14 protein-coding genes are annotated in these 18,504 nt (G+C 72.8%); 7 read left to right on the forward strand and 7 right to left on the reverse strand.

Features of this window, described 5'->3' with window-relative positions:
- Positions 1-24: 24 nt before the first annotated feature.
- Both HNP84_RS27135 and HNP84_RS27140 read left to right on the forward strand, forming a co-directional pair.
- Positions 25-1,161, forward strand: coding sequence for a Gfo/Idh/MocA family protein (locus HNP84_RS27135; RefSeq protein WP_246518741.1), 1,137 nt, complete (start codon positions 25-27; stop codon positions 1,159-1,161).
- A complete protein-coding gene (locus HNP84_RS27140) occupies positions 1,151-3,976 on the forward strand; it encodes a glycoside hydrolase family 38 N-terminal domain-containing protein (protein ID WP_246518742.1) in 2,826 nt (941 codons plus the stop codon). The genes HNP84_RS27135 and HNP84_RS27140 overlap by 11 nt, the downstream gene beginning before the upstream one ends.
- A gap of 896 nt (positions 3,977-4,872) precedes the next feature.
- Here the strand turns inward: HNP84_RS27140 and HNP84_RS27145 are convergent.
- Positions 4,873-5,082 carry a ubiquitin-like protein Pup gene (locus tag HNP84_RS27145; RefSeq protein WP_185052749.1) on the reverse strand — a complete coding sequence of 70 codons (210 nt, stop codon included), beginning with the start codon at positions 5,080-5,082 and terminating at the stop codon, positions 4,873-4,875.
- 163 nt (positions 5,083-5,245) lie between these two features.
- On the opposite strand from HNP84_RS27145, the gene HNP84_RS27150 reads away from it, so the two are divergent.
- Together HNP84_RS27150 and HNP84_RS27155 are read left to right on the forward strand one after the other, a co-directional pair.
- Entirely contained in the window at positions 5,246-5,650 is a 405-nt protein-coding gene (locus tag HNP84_RS27150) for a hypothetical protein (RefSeq protein WP_185052750.1), read from the forward strand.
- Between the two features lie 122 nt (positions 5,651-5,772).
- A complete protein-coding gene (locus tag HNP84_RS27155; RefSeq protein ID WP_185052751.1) occupies positions 5,773-6,657 on the forward strand; it encodes a serine/threonine-protein kinase in 885 nt (294 codons plus the stop codon).
- 66 nt (positions 6,658-6,723) lie between these two features.
- Here the strand turns inward: HNP84_RS27155 and dop are convergent, their stop codons facing one another.
- The 4 genes from dop to HNP84_RS27175 form a co-directional block, all read right to left on the reverse strand.
- Entirely contained in the window at positions 6,724-8,241 is a 1,518-nt protein-coding gene (dop, locus tag HNP84_RS27160; RefSeq protein WP_185052752.1) for a depupylase/deamidase Dop, read from the reverse strand.
- Positions 8,242-8,326: 85 nt separating this feature from the next.
- Positions 8,327-9,478: an acyltransferase family protein gene (locus HNP84_RS27165; RefSeq protein ID WP_312925777.1), complete on the reverse strand. Its 1,152-nt coding sequence runs from the start codon at positions 9,476-9,478 to the stop codon at positions 8,327-8,329.
- A 1,265-nt stretch (positions 9,479-10,743) separates the two neighbouring features.
- Positions 10,744-12,507, reverse strand: coding sequence for a proteasome ATPase (arc, locus tag HNP84_RS27170; RefSeq protein ID WP_185052753.1), 1,764 nt, complete (start codon positions 12,505-12,507; stop codon positions 10,744-10,746).
- Positions 12,508-12,716: 209 nt separating this feature from the next.
- Positions 12,717-13,580 carry a tRNA (adenine-N1)-methyltransferase gene (locus HNP84_RS27175; RefSeq protein WP_185052754.1) on the reverse strand — a complete coding sequence of 288 codons (864 nt, stop codon included), beginning with the start codon at positions 13,578-13,580 and terminating at the stop codon, positions 12,717-12,719.
- Between the two features lie 72 nt (positions 13,581-13,652).
- Between HNP84_RS27175 and HNP84_RS27180 the strand changes: the two genes are divergently transcribed.
- A complete protein-coding gene (locus HNP84_RS27180) occupies positions 13,653-14,750 on the forward strand; it encodes a GNAT family N-acetyltransferase (RefSeq protein ID WP_185052755.1) in 1,098 nt (365 codons plus the stop codon).
- Positions 14,751-14,910: 160 nt separating this feature from the next.
- A complete protein-coding gene (locus tag HNP84_RS27185) occupies positions 14,911-15,456 on the forward strand; it encodes a hypothetical protein (RefSeq protein WP_185052756.1) in 546 nt (181 codons plus the stop codon).
- A gap of 75 nt (positions 15,457-15,531) precedes the next feature.
- On the opposite strand, the gene HNP84_RS27190 is transcribed toward HNP84_RS27185, so the two are convergent.
- A complete protein-coding gene (locus tag HNP84_RS27190; protein ID WP_185052757.1) occupies positions 15,532-16,758 on the reverse strand; it encodes an aminotransferase class III-fold pyridoxal phosphate-dependent enzyme in 1,227 nt (408 codons plus the stop codon).
- Positions 16,751-17,701, reverse strand: a complete 951-nt coding sequence (locus HNP84_RS27195; protein WP_185052758.1) for a carbohydrate kinase family protein — start codon at positions 17,699-17,701, stop codon at positions 16,751-16,753. The genes HNP84_RS27190 and HNP84_RS27195 overlap by 8 nt, the downstream gene beginning before the upstream one ends.
- A gap of 93 nt (positions 17,702-17,794) precedes the next feature.
- Between HNP84_RS27195 and HNP84_RS27200 the strand changes: the two genes are divergently transcribed.
- Complete coding sequence (locus tag HNP84_RS27200) at positions 17,795-18,385, forward strand: TetR/AcrR family transcriptional regulator (protein WP_221336824.1); 591 nt, start codon at positions 17,795-17,797, stop codon at positions 18,383-18,385.
- The last annotated feature ends 119 nt before the right edge of the window (positions 18,386-18,504 follow it).

Genomic DNA, 18,504 nt, shown 5'->3' on the forward strand with positions numbered 1-18,504 from the left:
CGGCGCGGGCGACGATGGGAGGGCATGAAGATGAGAGTGGCCATCGCCGGGCTCGGGGCGGCGGCCCAGGCCGTCTACCTGCCCCTGCTGACCCGGCGCCGCGACCTGTTCGAGGTGACCGCGGTGTGCGACCTGGACCCGCGGCACGCCGGCGCCATCGGCCTGGAGCTGGGGCTCGCGCCCGAGCGCTGCTCCGGCGACGCGGCGCGGATGCTCGACGAGGGCGGCTTCGACGCGCTGATCGTGCTCACCGCGGGCACCCACGGCCCCCTGGTGGCCGAGGCGCTGCGGCGCGGCTACCACGTGCTGTCGGAGAAGCCGCTGGCCTACACCCGGGCCGAGGCCGCCCGGATCGCCGAGGTGCTGGAGAAGGCGGGCGGCGACGGCCCGCGGTTCATGACCGGCTACATGAAGCAGTACGACCCCGCCACCACCCGCCTGGCCGCCCTGCTGGCGACCCTGGGCGGGCCGCGCGCCGTACGGCACCTCGACGTGACCGTGCTGCACCCCACCGGCGAGTCGCAGCTCGCATTCGCCCGGCTGCGGCCCGCGCGGCCCACCCCCGAGGCGCTGGCCCCGCACATCGAACGGGACGAGCGGGCGCTCGACGTGGCCCTCGGCCCGGCCACCCCGCGCCTGCGCGCGCTCTACACCGACATCGTGCTCGGCAGCATGTGCCACGACCTGTCGCTGATCCGGATGCTCACCGGCCCGCCCGCGGGCGTGGACCACGTGGCGGTCTGGCCCGAGGGCTCCGCCCCGCTGTCGGTCGAGGTCACCGGCCGGCTGCCCGCGGGCGGCAGGTACGGGATGCGCTGGCACTACCTCGCCGACCACCCGGCGTACCGCGAGACCGTGACCGTGCACCACGAGCAGGGCTCGCTGGAGCTGGTCTTCCCATCGCCGTACCTGATGAACGCCCCCACCACCCTCACCGCCTCCGCGCGCGACGGCACCGCCGAGACCCGCACCGTGCACCGCGACGTGTCGGAGGCGTTCGAGCTGCAACTTGTGGCGTTCCACGCGCTGGTCACCGAGGGGCGGCCCCCGCTCACCGGCCTCGACGGCGCGCTGTCCGACATCGTGATCGCCCAGCGCATCGTGCGCGTGTACGCCGAGTCGGCGGGGCTGCCCATCGGAGGAGAGGCCGTTGAACCCTGACGCACGCGACATCGTGGTCGTCCCGCACACCCACTGGGACCGGGAGTGGTACCTGCCGTTCCAGCGCTTCCGGCTCGGCCTGGTGCGCATGCTGGACGAGGTGCTGGAAACGATGGCCGCCGACCCCGGCTACCGGTTCACCATGGACGGCCAGCTCGCCGCGCTGGAGGACTACCTGGAGATCCGCCCCGAGCGGCGGGGCGAGCTGGCCGGGCTGATCGCCGAGGGCCGCCTCGCGGCCGGGCCGTGGCTGATCCTCGCCGACGAGTTCCTGTGCTCGGGCGAGACGCTGGTGCGCAACCTGGAGTACGGCGTGCGCGGCGTCGCCGCCCTGACCGGCGGGGCCGGGGCCGCGATGCGGGTGGGCTACCTGCCCGACCAGTTCGGGCACTGCGCGCAGATGCCGCAGATCCTGGCCCTGGCCGGGCTGGAGCACGCCTGCGTGTGGCGCGGCGTGCCCGCGGGCGTGGACCGCGACGCGTTCGCCTGGACCGGCGCCGACGGCACCGTGATCCGCACCCAGTACCTGCCCGGCGGCTACGGGAACGCCGTGGCGCTGTTCGGCGGCCCCGCCGAGGGCCTGCCCGACCGGCTCGCCGCGTTCGCCGCCGCCATGCGCCCGTGGCGGCCCGAGGGCCCCATGCTGGCGATGTACGGCGCCGACCACAGCGCCCCCGCCGCCGGCATCACCGCCGCCGGGCTGCGCCTGGCCACGCTGGGCGAGTACGTGACCGCGCAGCCGCCCTCGGCCGAGGGGCTGCCCGTCGTACGCGGCGAGCTGCGCTCCCACGCCCGCGCCAACATCCTGCCCGGCGTGCTGTCGGCCCGCGTGCCCGCCAAGGCCGCCATGGCCCGCGCCGAGCGCGTCGTCACCCGCTACGCCGAGCCGCTGGCCACGCTGTGGCTGGGCGGCTCCGGGCGCGGCGCTGCGGCCACGCTGCTGGACATGGCCTGGCGCAGGCTGATCGCGTGCAGCGGGCACGACTCCGTCACCGGGTGCGGCGCCGACGACACCGCCCAGCAGGTCGAGGCGCGGATCGCCGAGGCGGGGCAGATCGGGCAGGCCGTGGTGGACATGGTCGCCGCCTCCCTGGCCGCGCGCACGCCCCGAGGGGCGATCACGGTGGTGAACCCCGCCCCGTACGAGCGCTCCGGGCTGGTGCTCGCGGACCTGCCGGAGAACCGGGCGCGGCTGGTGGACGCCGACGGTGCGCCCGTGCCGCTGCAACGCCTGGAACTGGCGCCCACGCTGCTGGACGAGACCGTCATGGACGACCTGACCCGGCTGCTGGGGCGGGTGCACGAGCGGGAGCTGTTCGGCTTTGAGATCCTGTCCTGGGAGGTGGCCGAGCCGGGCGTGTTCACGGTCGTGGTGGGCCGGCACGCGGCGTCGGCGTACGAGTACGCCGACCTGCGCGCCGCGGTGCTGGAGGCCGCGGCCTCCCGTCCCGGCCCGTGGACGGTGCGCACGCTGGCCGAGCCGGTCGTCACCGTGGCCGCGCTGGTCACCGTGCCGCCGCTGGGCCGCGCCACGCTCACCTCGGCCGCGTGGGCGCCGCCGGTCGGCCGGGGCCCCGCCGGGATCGGCGCCGTCGCCCCGGCGGGCGGAAGGGGGGCCGGCAACGGCCTGCTCACGGTGGCGATCGAGGACGACGGCACGCTGACCCTGCGCTCGCGCGACGGGCTGGAGGCCCGCGGCGTCGGGCGGATCGTGGACGGCGGCGACGCGGGCGACACCTACAACCACGCGCCACCGGCGCGCGACCGCCTCGTCTCCGCCCCGGCCTGGGTCAAGGTCGAGGAGGTCTGCCGCGGCCCGCTGGTGTGGGCGGCGGAGATCGTGCGCGAGTACTCCTGGCCGCGCTCCTCCACCCCCGAGGAGCGCTCGGCCGAGACGGTCCCGGTCGTCGTGACCACGCGGGCGGAACTGCGCGCGGGCGAGCCGTTCCTGCGTCTGGAGGTCGGCTTCGACAACCGCGCGCTGGACCACCGCGTACGCTGGCACGCCCCGCTGCCCGCCCCGGCCGCCGAGTCGTACGCCGCCGGCCAGTTCGCCGTCGTCCGCCGCGGCACCACCGCCGAGGGCGGAGGCGGCGAGCGCCCGCTGCCCACCTTCCCCGCCGAGTCCTTCGTCACCGCGGGCGGCCTGGCGCTCCTGCTGGACCAGGCCACCGAGTACGAGCTGATCCCCGACGGCCCCGAACTGGCCATCACCCTGGTCCGCTCGGTCGGCCACCTGTCGCGCAACCGCAACCCCTACCGCGACGAGCCCGCCGGCCCGGAAGTGGCCACCCCCGGCGCCCAGTGCCCCGGCCCCATCACCACCCGCTTCGCCGTCCACCTGCACACGCCCCCCTGGCACGAGGCGGCCCTGCCCCACCTGGCCGAGGACTACCGCCACGACCTGCTGGCCGTCCCCGGCACCGCCCCCTCCGCCCCCACCCCCGCCCCGCTCACCGGCCCGCTCTCACTCACGGGCGAGGGCGTGGTCCTCGCCGCCCTGCGCGAACGCGACGGCCTCCTGGAGGCCCGCCTGGTCGCCGAACACCCGTCCCCCACCGAGGCCGTCCTCACCGGCCCCTTCACCGCCGCCCACCGCGCCGACATCGTAGGCGCCACCGGCGACGCACTCCCCCTCACCCTCACCACGACGCCCCCGGTCACCGCCGACTCGCCAGAGCCCCTGGAACGCCCGGCGCCGTCGTCCCCGCCGGCACCGATGTCAGAGTTGCGTCTCCCCCTGCGCCCGTTCGAGATCGTGACCCTGCACCTGGCCACCCCACTGCCGGCCGATCCAGACGGATTCCGCCCGTAGCCCGCTCCCACCTGCCGTGGCGACGCCACCCGGGAGGGTGCCCGGTACGCTCTGCCGCGGCGGGGGAAGTGACCGGGCAGCCGTGGATCCTCCGCATGCCGGGGAGGGGGTGAGGGCTGGAACCGCGCGCGCCCGACGCCCCCACCGCCTCCTCCTCCAACCGGGGACCACCCCAGCGAAGAGCAAGGCCAGGGCCGCTGAGCCACCCCAACGGAGACCCACCCCAGCGAGCAGCGGGCCAAGACCGCCAGGCCAGCCGAACAGGGTGTGCTGGGCGTCGCCGGAGCGGTGGATGTCGTTCAGGGAAACCGGGGGCAGGACCGTCAACCGGTCATCGGGGGCGAACCGCTCAGCCGGGGTCCGCACGAGCGCCTCTCAGCGCTTCGGCGCGACGAAGACTTACCGGCCCCGGGCCCCGCCACGCGGTGGCCGGTGCGTGTGGCGGGCCCTCGGCGGGTCATGCCGCCCGTTTCCGGGAGCGGCGTTGGATCGGCGCTGGGCGGGCGCTCGATCGGTCCCGGGGCAGCGCCGGGCTGGTGCAGGGCTGGTTGCCGGTTCGGGGCGGGGCCGGCGTCCGGCCGGGGCCTGTCCGGGGGCCGTGCGGCGTCCCGAGGTCGAGCACCGGCCTCGGTGGCCGGGGTCGCCCTTGGCCGGGGCCGCTCGTAGCCCTTGGCCGGGTCGCCCGGGGCCGGGGGCGGTGCCGGGACCGGATGCTGGCCGGCTCCGGTGCCGGGGCTGGTGTGGCCGGCCGGGTCCGCCCGGCGTTCGGTCGCGGTCGGCGCGTGTCCGCGCGAACCCGGCCGCCCGCGCCGGAGCCGCGCCCGCGGATCGCGTGGCTCGCGATCCGCGATGAGCCGCAGCCAGGTGGCCGCGGCCGCGTTGCCGGAGGGTGTGTCCTACTGACCACCCTTTTGCACGTAAGAGCGGACGAATTCCTCGGCGTTCTCCTCAAGGACCTCGTCGATCTCGTCGAGGATGGCGTCCACGTCGTCGGTGAGCTTCTCCTGCCGTTCCTGAACGTCCGAGGACGCCTGGACCTCGGTCTCCTCGACCTCGGTGTCGCGGCGGCCGGTCTGCTTCTGGCCGCCGGTGTCCCTGCTCGCCATGTGTCCTACCTCCCGTTGGGGGACGTCTCTGAGTCTTATCTTCCCCGAAGTGGGATGGATTGCGCGCCCGTGGCCCAGCGATCTTTACGCGCTTGACGTAGATAGCAGCACTATCCAATACTTGGATAGCTCCACTACCCAACCAACTCGTCCCGGAGACGCCATGTCCCCCTCTTCTCTCAGCACCGCCGGCGTGCTGCTGATCCTGGTTCCCACGATCGCCTTCGGCGGCGCGTCCCTGCTGGCCCACATCATGCGCAACATACCCGGCTATATGGACAATCCCACCAGAAGGGGACTTTGGCGGGCAGGGCACGCGCACGCCAGCGTACTCGTGCTGTTCGCCCTGGTCGCGATGCTCTACATCGACCAGACCGACCTGAGCGACGGGCTGAAGACGATGGTCCGGGTCCTGCTCGTCGCCGCGCCGATCCTGATGCCGCTCGGCTTCTTCCTGTCGGTGGTACGCCCCCGCGACACCAGGCCGAACCCGCTGATCTGGCTGACCGCCCTCGGCGGCGCGGGGCTCGCCGTGGGCACGTTCACCCTGGGCATCGGCCTGCTCTGAACGCCGTACGCGCCCGTCCCGCCGCGGCGCGTGGTCGAAGCGAGCGCAACCACCTCGGGTTCCCGCCACAATGGGGGATGTGGTGACTGAGGGGCCCGGTTTCGGCGTGGAACGGGTGGTTCATGGATGAGGACGTTGCACGGCTGCTCGGGGGGCGCTATCGCCTGCTGTCGCCGATCAGGCACGGGGCGACGGGGATCATGTGGCGGGCGCACGACGCACGGCTGCGCCGCGACGTGGCCATCAAGGAGGTGCAGCCGCAGTTCCGCTCCAACGAGGTCGATCTCACCGGCGCGCGGCGGCGCGCGCTGCGCGAGGCGCGGGCGGCCGGGCGGCTGAGCCACCCGGCGATCATCACGGTGCACGACCTGCTGGAGGAGGCGGGCCGGCTGTGGATCGTGATGGAGCTGCTGGAGGCGCTGACGCTGGACGAGACGGTCAAGCACGTCGGCCCCCTGCCGGTGCACTGGACGGCCTGGATCGGCTACCAGCTTCTGTCGGGGCTGCGCCACGCCCACGGCGAGGGGGTGCTGCACCGTGACATCCACCCGGCCAACATCCTGCTCACCGGCGACCGGGTGGTGCTGACCGACTTCGGCATCGCCGCGCTCAACGGCGACCACACCTCGCCCAACTCGATCCCGGTGGACGACCTGCCCGCCTACACCGCCCCCGAGCGGCTGCGCGGCGGCCCGGTCTCCCCCGCCGCCGACCTGTGGTCGTTCGCGGCGTGCCTGTACTTCGCGGTGGAGGGCCGCCCGCCCTACGTCGGCGCCGACATGGTGACCGTGCTCGGCCTGGCGCTGACCAAGAAGCCGCCGGTCCCCACCAAGGCGGGCCCGCTGCTGCCGGTGATCGAGGGCCTGCTGCACCGCGACCCGGGCCACCGGATGCCGGCCGAGCACGCCTCGGTGCTGCTGACCGAGATCCTGCGCGCCGAGGGCATCCCGATGGCGCCGTACCGGCTGCCGGCGGTCGAGCTGCCGCCCGACGCCTTTACAAAGTAGATCACATGCCGCGGGCGGCGCCCGGGTGCCTGTGCGCCCGGACACCGCCCGCGGTGCGTGTGAGGGTCAGGAGTCGCCGGTCAGCGCGGCGACCAGGTCGGCGGCCGTACGGCAGCGGTCGAACAGCTCGCCCACGTGCGCCTTGGTGCCGCGCAGCGGCTCCAAGGTGGGCACCCGCTGCAGCGAGTCGCGGCCCGGGATGTCGAAGATCACCGAGTCCCAGGAGGCCGCGGCGACCGAGTCGCTGTACTGGCGCAGGCAGCGCCCGCGGAAGTAGGCCCGGGTGTCGGTCGGCGGCTGCTCGACCGCCCGCTCGACCTCCTCCTCGGTCACCAGGCGCTGCATGCGCCCGCGGGCGACCAGGCGGTTGTACAGGCCGCGGTCGGGCCGGATGTCGGAGTACTGCAGGTCGACGAGCTGGAGCCGCGGATGGCCCCAGGACAGCCCGTCGCGGCTCCGGTAGCCCTCCAGGAGCTCCAGCTTGGCCACCCAGTCCAGCTCCCGCGAGAGCTGCATCGGGTCCTCGGCCAGGCGGGTCAGCACCGACTCCCAGCGGTCCAGGACGTCCTTGGTCAGCTCGTCCACGCCGTTGCCGCTGCGCTCCTCGGCGTACTTGCGGGCCTGCTCCAGGTACTCCATCTGGAGCTGTACGGCCGTCAGCTTGCGGCCGTCGCGGAGCTGGATCTCGTACTTGCAGGTCGGGTCGTGCGAGACCGCCCGCAGCGCCGCGACCGGGTTCTCCACCGCGAAGTCGCGGGTCAGGAAGCCGTCCTCGATCATGGCGAGGACCAGCGCCGTGGTGCCCAGCTTCAGGTAGGTGGAGATCTCGGACATGTTCGCGTCGCCGATGATCACATGCAGCCGGCGGTACTTCTCCGGGTCGGCGTGCGGCTCGTCGCGGGTGTTGATGATCGGCCGCTTGAGCGTGGTCTCCAGGCCGACCTCGACCTCGAAGAAGTCGGCGCGCTGGCTGATCTGGAACCCCTCGCCCCGGGAGTCCTGCCCGATGCCCACCCGGCCCGCGCCGGTGACCACCTGGCGGGAGACGAAGAACGGGGTGAGGTGCCGCACGATGTCGGCGAAGGGCGTGGCGCGGCGCATGAGGTAGTTCTCGTGGCAGCCGTACGAGGCGCCCTTGTTGTCGGTGTTGTTCTTGTAGAGCTGGATCGGGGCGTTCGAGGGGATCGCCGACGCGCGCACCGCGGCGTCGTGCATCACCCTCTCGCCCGCCTTGTCCCAGATCACCGCGGCCCGGGGATTGGTGCACTCGGGCGTGGAGTACTCCGGGTGCGCGTGGTCGACGTACAAGCGCGCGCCGTTTGTGAGGATCACGTTCGCCAGGCCGAGGTCCTCGTCGGTGAGCTGGCTCGGATCGGCGACCTCCCTGGCCAGGTCGAAGCCGCGGGCGTCGCGCAGGGGGTTCTCCTCTTCGAAGTCCCACCGTGCCCGGCGCGCCCGCGCCGCGGAGGCGGCCAGGTAGGCGTTGACGACCTGAGATGAGGTCACCATCGCGTTGGCCCCCGGCTGTCCGGGCACGGAGATCCCGTATTCGGTCTCGATGCCCATCACCCGCCGTACCGTCATGCGCACCCTCTGTTCATCCGGGGCTGTCGTTCCGCCGTATATATCCCCGAGCCTAGACCCTTCACCGATGGCTGCGACCAGACAGTTATGGCACAGATGCCTTTTCCCCGGCGGGCAAGGGGCTCCGGGGCGCCGCGTGTCGTGCCGCGGCACGCCGGGGGCGGGGCCGGAACAGACGCTGGACCGGCCGCTCGGCGAGCCGGTAGACCGCGTACGAGATCGCGATGGCGGCCAGCGTGGTGACCGTGGCCACCGCCCAGGGGGGCATCAGGCCGCCCAGGGCGGGTACGAGCAGGACGGCGACGGGAGTGTGGAACAGATACAGGGGGTACGTCACGCCGCCGAGCGTGGTCAGGCCGCGCCAGCTCAGCCAGGACAGGCCGCCGAGCGCGACCAGGACCATCACGGCGAACATCACCGTGATCACGGCCACGACCATCCAGTCCTCGACCGGCATGGCCGCCTTGCCGGCCAGCTCGATCCTGCCGTGCACCCGGTCCAGCGCCGAGCGCAGCGCCAGCGCGTAGCCGGCGATCACGAACCCGGCCAGGACCAGCGACGGGCCGAGGCGATGCATCAGGTACAACGCCATGCCCGCGATGAAGTACGGCGCGTACTTCGGCATGAGCAGCAGGTCGAGCACCGGGTCGCCGGGGAAGGCGAACACCGCGACCAGCACCCCGGCCAGCCAGATCCCCATGAAGACCAGGCACCGGCGTACGGTCACGCCGATGAGGACGAGCACCGCGATCAGGACGTAGAACCTCAGCTCCGCCCATAAGGACCAGTAAACGCCGTTGGCGTCCTGCACCCCGAAGGCACGCTGGATCATGGTGAAGTTCAGGGCGTACTCGCCGGGCGACAGCTTCGGGTCCAGCGCGGTCGCGCCCGTCAGGCCGTACACGCCCATCACGGCCAGCACCGACAGCCAGTACGCCGGGAACAGCCGCACCACCCGGGACCGGACGAACCCGCCGATCCCCCGCCCCCAGACCGTCATCAGGATCACGAACCCGCTGATGACGAAGAACAGCTCCACCCCGAGAATGCCCAGCCCCGCCGGCGCCGCCACCGCCGGGAACAGCGAACTGGGCCGCTGCCCCCACACCGAGGCGAACGCGACCAGGTAGTGGAACGCCACCACGGCCAACGCCGCCAGGAACCGCAGCAGATCCAGCTCCGCCAGCCGCCCGCCACGCCCCGCTCCCCGGGATAACCCCCGGGCCCCCTCGCTCACGACCGAACCGGCCCGAATTCACCACCCACGCCCCTTGGACGATCTACCTTTCCCTCCGGTTCCCCTACTTCCCCACGAGTCACACCAGTAACGACATATCCCCCGCCGCCACCGCCCGCCACTCAGGGGCCGGCGAGAGGAGCGCGGGCACAGCCACCGAAAGGAGCGACACCCACAACGTGCGACGGGGCCGGCACACTGCGGATGCGCGCACGGCGAAGGGCCGCGGAGAGCGGCGGAGGCTGGGAGCGCACACGACGGAAGCGGCACGCGCTGTGCGGCGGAGCACAGGGGCACGACGGGGTGCGACGGGCGATTGGGCCCGCTTGTGCCGACCCCTGCCCCGCCGCTCAGCACGACGGGGTGCGACGGGCGATTGGGCCCGCTTTGTGCCGGACCCTGCCCGGCGCTCAGGGGGACGGCGGGCGGCAGCGCGCTCGGCGGGACGGCACGCTGCGGATGATCGCACGGGAAAGGGCTGCGGAGACGGGGAGCGCACGCGGCGGAAGCGGCACGCGGTGTGCGGCGGAGCACGGGGCCCGGCGGGGAGCGGGACACCGTGCGCGGCAGGACGCGGGACACGACGGGAAGCGGCACGCACTGTGCGGCGGGACGCGGGATACGACGGGAAGCGGCACATGGTGCGCGGCGGAGCGCCGGGCAAGACGGGGAACGGCACGCGATTGTGGGCGCTTTGTGCCGGACTCCGCCCGCCGCACAGGAGGCGGCAGGAGGAGCGCGGGGGTGACCGGTGGGAACGGCGGCAGCGCACGGCGGACGAAGCATGCGACGGGGGGCGGAAGGCGCCGAACTTCGCCATACCGCAGGGGCGGAAGCGGGAGAGGGCGGGCGGGATGGGGCGGGCTCGGCGCACCAGGGGGCGGGATGGGACAGACTCGGCACACCACGGGAGGTGGGGCGGGCTCCGCCCACCACGAGAGGCGAGGGTGGGGGCAGGCTCGACGCAGGGCGGGGCAGGCTCAGCGCACCACCGGGGGCGGAGCGGACTCCGCCCACCACGACAGGCGAGGGTGGGGGCAGGCTCGACGCACCCCGCAAACAGGGGCGGGGCAGGCTCGGCACATCACCGGGGGTGAGGCGGACTCCGCGCACCACGAGGGGCGGGGTGGGGCAGGTTCGGCACACCCCGGAAGCAGGGGTGGGCTTGGTGTACTGCAGGGGGGAGACGAGGAGGCGCGGTCCCTCTGGGAGGGACCGCGCCTTTGCTCGTGACCGGGGGGCCGCGGTGGTGTGCGGCCCGGGGATCAGAGGTACTGGCCGGTGTTCGCGACCGTGTCGATGGAGCGGCCGGCTTCCGTGCCCTGCTTGCCGGAGACGAGCGTGCGGATGTAGACGATCCGCTCGCCCTTCTTGCCGGAGATGCGGGCCCAGTCGTCGGGGTTGGTGGTGTTGGGCAGGTCCTCGTTCTCGGAGAACTCGTCCACGCAGGCCGCCAGCAGGTGTGCCACTCGCAGGCCCTTGCGGCCGGTCTCCAGGAACTCCTTGATCGCCATCTTCTTGCCGCGGTCGACGATGTTCTGGATCATCGCACCGGAGTTGAAGTCCTTGAAGTACAGGACCTCCTTGTCACCGTTGGCGTAGGTCACCTCGAGGAAGCGGTTCTCCTCGCTCTCGGTGTACATCCGCTCGACGACGCGCTGGATCATGGCCTGCACGGTCGCTTCCCTGGAGCCGCCGTGCTCGGCGAGGTCGTCCTCGGCGAGCGGGAGGCCCGTGGTGATGTACTTGGAGAAGATGTCCTTGGCCGCCTCGGCGTCCGGCCGCTCGATCTTGATCTTGACGTCCAGGCGGCCGGGCCGCAGGATCGCCGGGTCGATCATGTCCTCGCGGTTGGAGGCGCCGATCACGATGACGTTCTCCAGGCCCTCGACGCCGTCGATCTCGGACAGGAGCTGGGGAACGATGGTGTTCTCGACGTCGGAGGAGACGCCCGAGCCACGGGTACGGAAGATCGAGTCCATCTCGTCGAAGAACACGATCACCGGGGTGCCCTCGGAGGCCTTCTCGCGGGCGCGCTGGAAGACCAGGCGGATGTGCCGCTCGGTCTCGCCGACGTACTTGTTCAGGAGCTCGGGGCCCTTGATGTTGAGGAAGAAGCTCTTGCCGGACTGGCCGGTCTTCTCCGCGACCTGCTTGGCCAGGGAGTTGGCGACGGCCTTGGCGATGAGCGTCTTACCGCATCCGGGCGGCCCGTAGAGCAGCACGCCCTTGGGCGGGCGCAGCTCGTGCTCCCGGAAGAGGTCGGCGTGCAGGTAGGGCAGCTCGATGGCGTCCCTGATCTGCTCGATCTGCCTGGACAGCCCGCCGATCTCGTCGTACGAGATGTCGGGGACCTCTTCGAGGACCAGTTCCTCCACCTCGGACTTGGGGATGCGCTCGTAGACGTAGCCGGAGCGGGGCTCCAGCAGCAACGAGTCGCCGGCGCGCACCGGCTGGCCGAGCAGCGACTCGGCGAGCCTGACCACGCGCTCCTCGTCCGCGTGGGATATGACGAGGGCACGCTCCCCGTCCTCGAGGAGCTCCTTGAGCATCACGATCTCGCCCACGGTCTCGTAGCCGAGCGCCTCGACCACGTTGAGCGCCTCGTTGAGCATGACCTCCTGGCCACGCCGCAAAGACGCCACATCCACCGCGGGGCTGACGTTGACGCGCAGCTTACGGCCTCCCGTGAACACCTCCACGGTGCCGTCTTCCCTCGCGTCCAGGAAGACGCCGAACCCGGACGGCGGTTGCGCCAGCCGGTCGACCTCCTCCTTCAGGGCGACGATCTGGTCCCTGGCCTCCTTGAGAGTGGCCACAAGGCGCTCGTTCTGGCCGGTGACCGCCGCCAGATTCGCCTGTGCCTCATGGAGACGCTCTTCCAGGACCCGTGCCTGGCGGGGTGATTCCGCGAGCTTCCGACGCAGCGCGGTGATCTCCTCCTGGAGGAAGGAGACCTGTGTTGTGAGATCGGCGACCTCCCGTTCGCGCTGCGCGGCTCGAGCCTCAGCGTCGTCGCGAGCTGCCACGCCCCGTCACCTCCTTCCCAGTCAAGAGCGACTACTAATGACCCTACCTATCTCGGGGCTTTCCGTAACCTGGCCGGGCAGTGTTCGTCTAGTTACAACCGGTGGTCGGTGATTAATCCCCTAAAGTGCGTTTAGTACTGGCAGCATACGAACACGCCGGTCTGTTCCCGTGTCGAACTCGTTTCACCGTCGTGGCCGAATCGTCACCGTCAGGCTCCGGCGCCTTCATCCCCATATGCCCCCTTCGCCGGTCGTCTGCGGCGGGGAGGTGGTGTCACCCCGTCCGCCATGCGACGCGACGTGACGAGGAAGCCCGTGTGCCCGACCATCCGGTGGTCGGGCCGGACCGCGAGCCCCTCGACATGCCAGTCGCGGATCAAGGTCTCCCACGAATGCGGCTCGGTAAAACTCCCGTGGTCCCTGAGGCTCTCCACCGTACGTGACAACTGGGTGGTGGTCGCGACATAGCAACAGATCACACCGCCCGGGGTCAACGCCTTGGCCGCGGCGTCCACGCACTCCCACGGCGCCAGCATGTCCAGGATCACCCGGTCGACGTCGGTCTCGTCCAGAGCGTCGACGAAGTCGCCCACGACCAGCCGCCACTGCTCCATGGGGCCACCGTAGAACTTCTCGACGTTCTTCTTGGCCACCTCGGCGAAATCGGCCCGCCGCTCGTACGACGTCACCCGTCCGCCCTCGCCCACGGCCCGCAGCAGGAAGCAGGTCAGGGCGCCCGAGCCCACCCCCGCCTCGACCACCCGCGCGCCGGGGAACACGTCGGCCATGCCGACGATCATGGACGCGTCCTTGGGGTAGACCACCGCCGCCCCGCGCGGCATCGAGACCGCGTAGTCGCGCAGCAGGTGCCGGAAGGCGAGGTACGCCGTGCCGCCGGACGACCGCACCACCGACCCCTCGGGCAGGCCGATCAGGTCGTCGTGCGGGATCGACCCCTTGTGGGTGTGGAAGACCGCGCCCTCACGCAGCGTCACCGTGTGCCGCTTGTCCTTGGGATCGGTGAGCTGAACCTGATCTCCGGGCTGGAAGGGCCCGTGCCTGCGAAAACCCATGTGGGAAAGGCTATAGGGCTTTACCGGATGGAGTGATTCGCGCGGCTGATGCGGGACTGGTAGCAAGAGAGGGTGTTCTCCCAGGACGTCATTCCCGCCGGGCACGTCGAGCTGCGCCCGCACCGCGACGGCGACGCCGCCGCCATCGCCCGTGCCTGCTCCGACCCGCTGATCGCCCGCTACATCCCCTCGGTCCCGGTCCCCTACACCCTCGGCGACGCCCGCGCCTACCTGGAGACGGCGGCCGAGGGGTGGCGCTCCGGGGCGGCCCAGTTCGCGATCTGCGACCCGGCGACCGGTGACTGGGTGGGCAACATCGGCCTGACCGCGCCCGGGGCCCGCGCGGTCAGCGAGGTGGGCTACCTGGTCGCGCCGTGGGCCCGCCGGCAGGGCGTGGCCACGGCGGCGACGCGGGCGGTCACCGAGTGGGCCCACCGGCGCGGGGTGGGCCGGGTGGAGCTGCTCGCCGACGTGGAGAACCTGGCCGGCCAGCGGGTCGCGATGGGCGCGGGGTTCCACCGCGAGGGCGTGCGCCGCGGGGGCGGCCTGTCCCGCGACGGGCGGCGCGAGGACCTGGTGGCCTTCGCCAGGCTCGCCTCCGACCCGGGCTACCCGCTGCTGTCGTTCCTGCCGCCGCTGCCCGGCGGCGAGCTGACCGACGGCGTCGTACGCCTGACGCCGATCACGGTGGAGGACGCCCCGGAGTTCCATCGCATGATGTGCGACCCCGACGTACGGCGCTACCACGTGCCGCCCGAGACCCCGCCGCTCGCCGACCTCACCGAGCGGTGCCGCTGGACCGGCACCTGGTGGCTGGCCGGCGAGCGGGCCGAGCTGGCCATCCGCGACGCCGCGACCGGGGCCTTCGCCGGGCACATCCAGCTCATGCAGATCATCCCGCCGCTCGGCCAGGCCATGGTGGGCTACTCGCTGCTCGCCGAGCACCGCGGCAAGGGCTTCACCACCCGGGCGGTCAACCTGCTCGTCGAGTGGGCCTTCGCGCACACCTCCCTGTCCAGGATCATCGCGGGCACCAATCCCGACAACACGCCCTCCCAGCGGGTGCTGGAGCGCGCCGGGTTCACCAGGGAGGCCCTCATCCGCGGCCTGATCCCCGGTCCCGGCGGCACCCGCCTGGACGACCTGCAGTGGGCCCGCACGCGCCGCTGACCCCCCGGGCCGCGCCGCCGCCCAGGGGGTGGTCAAGGCGGCGCGCGGCGTCGATACTGCGAACAAGTCCCGATGCACGCCTGAAGTCCCATGCACGCCGCGCCCGGCAGCCCGCCGCCGGGCGCGTCCCGCCCCTGCTCGGCGAAGAGAGGGATCGACCATGGGCACATCCGAGCGCGCCCGCCCCGCGCCCGGCCGCGAGCCGCTGCGCGTTCTCATCGAACGGTTCGCCGGGCACGATCCGGACGACCTGGCCGCCACGCTGGTCACCGCCGCGGCGACGCTGTGCGGGACCGGCTGCGGGGGCCTGGTGGAGGTGGTGCCCGCCGACGAGCACGCCTTCCCGGTCCACACCCTCACCCCGCCCGGCGACCCGCTGGACGTGCGCCGCTGGCTGGCCGACAGCGGGGTGCTCAAGATGCTCGCCGCGGGTTCCGATCCGGTGCTCCTCCCCCGCGACCCGGCCCTGAACGACCCGGGGTTCCTCGGCGTGCCGCTGCCGCTGGGGACGCGGCGGCAGGCGTACCTGTGGGTCGCCGGGCGCCGGTTCGGGGAGCAGGACGAGGACCTGCTGGTGCGTTTCGCCGCCGCGGCGGCCCGCGCGCTGGAGGCGGCGAGCGGCTTCGAGGCCGCCGCCCGGCTCCTGCGCGCCGTGCACGCCTTCGCGCCCGTCCCGCCCCAGGAGCCGCCGCCCCGGCCGCCGTAGCCGGGCCCTGGCCCCGCACGGCCGCACCCCAGCCGGCCGCAGCCGGGCGGCACGGCTCCCGGCCGCTCCCGGGGGTCAGCCGAACCTGGCGCGCAGCTTGGCGAAGGCGGCGTCGGTGCCCTGCAGGGCACGGTCGATGTCGGCGTCGGTGTGGGCGGCCGAGAGGAACCAGTTGTGCCAGGGGTGCAGGTAGACGCCCTCGGCCAGGCACGCCACCGACCAGTGGGTGGCCATCTCCAGCGTGGAGTCGCCGGCGAAGGACAGCCACGGGATCTGCACCGGGCCGGTCTGGTTGATCTGGAAGCCGTGCGCGGCCGCCTGCGCCGCCAGGCCCTCGCGCAGGCGGGTGCCGGCGCGCTCCATCAGCGCGGGGCCGTCGATCTCGCGCAGCGTCTCCAGGGTGGCCTTGGCCGCGGCCATGGCGGTCGCGGAGAACCAGAACGAGCCGGTGGAGTACAGCATCTGGGCCGGGCCGCGCAGGGCGTCCACGCCCGTCACGGCGGCGATGGCGTACCCGTTGGCCATCGCCTTGCTCCACGCCGTCAGGTCGGGGCGCACGCCCAGCGGCTCCCAGGTGCCGCGCAGGTCGATCCGCCACCCGGCGCGCACGTCGTCGATCACGAGCGCGGCGCCGATGCGGTCGCACAGGGCGCGCAGGCCCCGCGCGAACGCCGGGTCGGCGAGCTCCTGGTCCTCGAAGGAGTCGTGCTTGAACGGCGTGGCGATGATCGCCGCCACGTCGCCGTCGGCGCTCGCGGCGGCGGCCTCGGCGCTGGCCAGGTCGTTGTAGGTGTACTCGATCAGGTCGGCGCGCTCGCTGGGGGTCGTGCCGGCGAGGCTGGGGGTGCACCAGGGGTCGGCGCCGTGGTAGGCCCCGTGCGCGACCAGCACCTTGGTACGCCCGGTCGCCGCGCGGGCGACCATGAGCGCCTGGGTGGTGGCGTCGGTGCCGTTCTTGGAGAACATCGCCCAGTCGGCCGACGGGATCATGTCCACCAGCAGCTCGGCCAGCTCCACCATGATCGGGCCGGGGCCGTTGAGGCAGTCGCCGGCCGCCTGCTGGGCCGCGGCGGCGGCCTCGACCGCCGGGTGCCGGTGCCCGAGGATGATCGGCCCCCAACTGCACATCAGGTCCACGTACTCGCGCCCGTCGGCGTCCCACTGGCGGCAGCCCTCGCCGCGTACGAAGAACTGCGGGTAGCCCTCGCCGAAGATCGCGGCGTTGAGGTGGCCGTACATGCCGCCGGGTATGACGCGCGCCGCCCGCTCCCGCAGCGCGGCGTCGGTGCTCGTCTCACTCATCGGGCTCCCCTTTCCGGTGGTCGTCGATCGCGGCGTCGAGATCGCGCAGGCTCACGCCGTCCAGACAGGCGTCGGAGCCGAGGCCCTGGGCGACGCGGGCCGCGACCGCGGTGCCCGTCCTGGCGGCGCGCAGCGGGTCGTGCCCGGCGAGGAGCCCGGCTGCGAACCCGGCGCAGTACGCGTCGCCGCAGCCGGTGGTGTCCACCACGGGCACGTCCAGCGCCGGGACGCGGGTGGTCCCCCCGGGGGTGACGACCAGGCTGCCGGCCGCGCCCTGGGTGATGATCACCGCCTTCGGCCCCTCGGCCAGCAGCGCCTCGGCCGCGGCTTCGGCGTCGGCGGCGCCGGACATCATCAGCGCCTGCTCCTCGTTGGGCAGCACGTAGTCGACGTACGGGAGGAAGGCGCGCGCCCCCTGCATGAGGTCGGGCATCTGGGACAGCAGATCCATCGTGATGACGGTCCCCCCCGCGCGCGCCTTGCGGAGCACGGCGAAGAACTCCTCGTCGTACAGGCCGAAGGTGGCGTCCATGCCGCCGAGGTGGAGCACCTTCGCCGCGGTGATCCGCGCGGGGTCGAGGTCGGCCGGGGACAGGCCGAGGTTCGCGCCCGGCGAGTGGAAGGACGGCCTGCCGCCGTCGGGGCGTATCGGCAGGATCGAGGCGGCGGTCTGCTCGCCCGGCTTGCGCGCCAGCCCCGAGACGTCCACGCCGTGCCTGGCCATGATCATGAACAGGAAGTCGCCCAGCTCGTCGTCGCCGACCGCGCCCATGCTGGCCACCGGCACGCCGAGCTTGGCCAGGGCCACCGCCGTGCCCGCCGCCGCGCCGGCCGCGGTGATCCTGATCTGCTCCACGAGGTGGGTGTCCTGCCCGGCGGGGATCGACTCCACGGGCCTGGCGAGGACGTCCACGATGTGCACTCCGAGGGTGACCACGGCCATGGCGCCTCCTGACGCGTCATGCGTACGGTAGCGGGATAATAGACGGGCGACCGACTAAAATGTCAACAGAGGGAGGGGACGCCGGTGCCGAAAATGGTCGATCACGAGGAGCGCCGCGAGGAGGTCGTGGCGGCGGCATGCCGGGTGATCCTGCGCGAGGGCATCGAGGCCGCCACGACCCGGGCCATCGCCAGGGAGGCCGGCTACTCGAACGGGGTGCTCACCCACTACTTCGCCGACAAGGACGAGATCCTGCTGTCGGCGCTGCGCTCCTCGCACCGGCGGATCGTGGCCCGGCTGCGCGGCAAGCTGGCCGGGCGCACCGGGTACGCGGCGCTGCGCGAGCTGCTGCTGGACAACCTGCCCCTGGACGACGAGCGGGCCAGGGAGACCGGGCTGGAGGTCGGCTTCTGGAGCCGCAGCCTGACCAGCACCGCGCTGCTTGAGGTGCAGCGCGAGGAGGCCGCCGAGCTGCGCTACCTCGTGCGCAGCCTGCTCGGCGCCGCCGCCGAGGCCGGTGAGATCACCACTGGGGAGGACCTCGACGACGTCGCCGAGAGGCTGCTCGCGCTGGTGGACGGGCTGAGCGTGCGCCGGCTGCTCTACCCGGACGTGCTCGGCGCGGAACGGCTGGAACGCCTGCTCACCGCCGAGCTGGACCGGCTGGCCGCCACGCCCTCGTGAGGCGGCGGCCGGGCCCGTGGCAACGGGGAGGGATGGGGCCCGGCCGGAGCGGCCGTGACGGTCAGACCGGATTCAGCAGGGATTCAGCACGGATTCAGCGCGGATTCGTTCAGCGCGGA

This window comes from Thermocatellispora tengchongensis, from assembly GCF_014202315.1.
In the GTDB taxonomy this organism is placed as follows: domain Bacteria; phylum Actinomycetota; class Actinomycetes; order Streptosporangiales; family Streptosporangiaceae; genus Thermocatellispora; species Thermocatellispora tengchongensis.

Excerpts from the sequence above, each read along its gene's own strand:
- dop (WP_185052752.1), bottom strand. The coding sequence starts at position 8,241 with ATGACGGTACGGCGGGTGATGGGCATCGAGACCGAATACGGGATCTCC.
- HNP84_RS27155 (WP_185052751.1), top strand. The coding sequence starts at position 5,773 with ATGGATGAGGACGTTGCACGGCTGCTCGGGGGGCGCTATCGCCTGCTG.
- HNP84_RS27145 (WP_185052749.1), bottom strand. The coding sequence starts at position 5,082 with ATGGCGAGCAGGGACACCGGCGGCCAGAAGCAGACCGGCCGCCGCGAC.
- HNP84_RS27175 (WP_185052754.1), bottom strand. The coding sequence starts at position 13,580 with ATGGGTTTTCGCAGGCACGGGCCCTTCCAGCCCGGAGATCAGGTTCAG.
- HNP84_RS27200 (WP_221336824.1), top strand. The coding sequence starts at position 17,795 with ATGGTCGATCACGAGGAGCGCCGCGAGGAGGTCGTGGCGGCGGCATGC.
- HNP84_RS27150 (WP_185052750.1), top strand. The coding sequence starts at position 5,246 with ATGTCCCCCTCTTCTCTCAGCACCGCCGGCGTGCTGCTGATCCTGGTT.
- HNP84_RS27185 (WP_185052756.1), top strand. The coding sequence starts at position 14,911 with ATGGGCACATCCGAGCGCGCCCGCCCCGCGCCCGGCCGCGAGCCGCTG.
- HNP84_RS27190 (WP_185052757.1), bottom strand. The coding sequence starts at position 16,758 with ATGAGTGAGACGAGCACCGACGCCGCGCTGCGGGAGCGGGCGGCGCGC.
- HNP84_RS27135 (WP_246518741.1), top strand. The coding sequence starts at position 25 with ATGAAGATGAGAGTGGCCATCGCCGGGCTCGGGGCGGCGGCCCAGGCC.
- HNP84_RS27195 (WP_185052758.1), bottom strand. The coding sequence starts at position 17,701 with ATGGCCGTGGTCACCCTCGGAGTGCACATCGTGGACGTCCTCGCCAGG.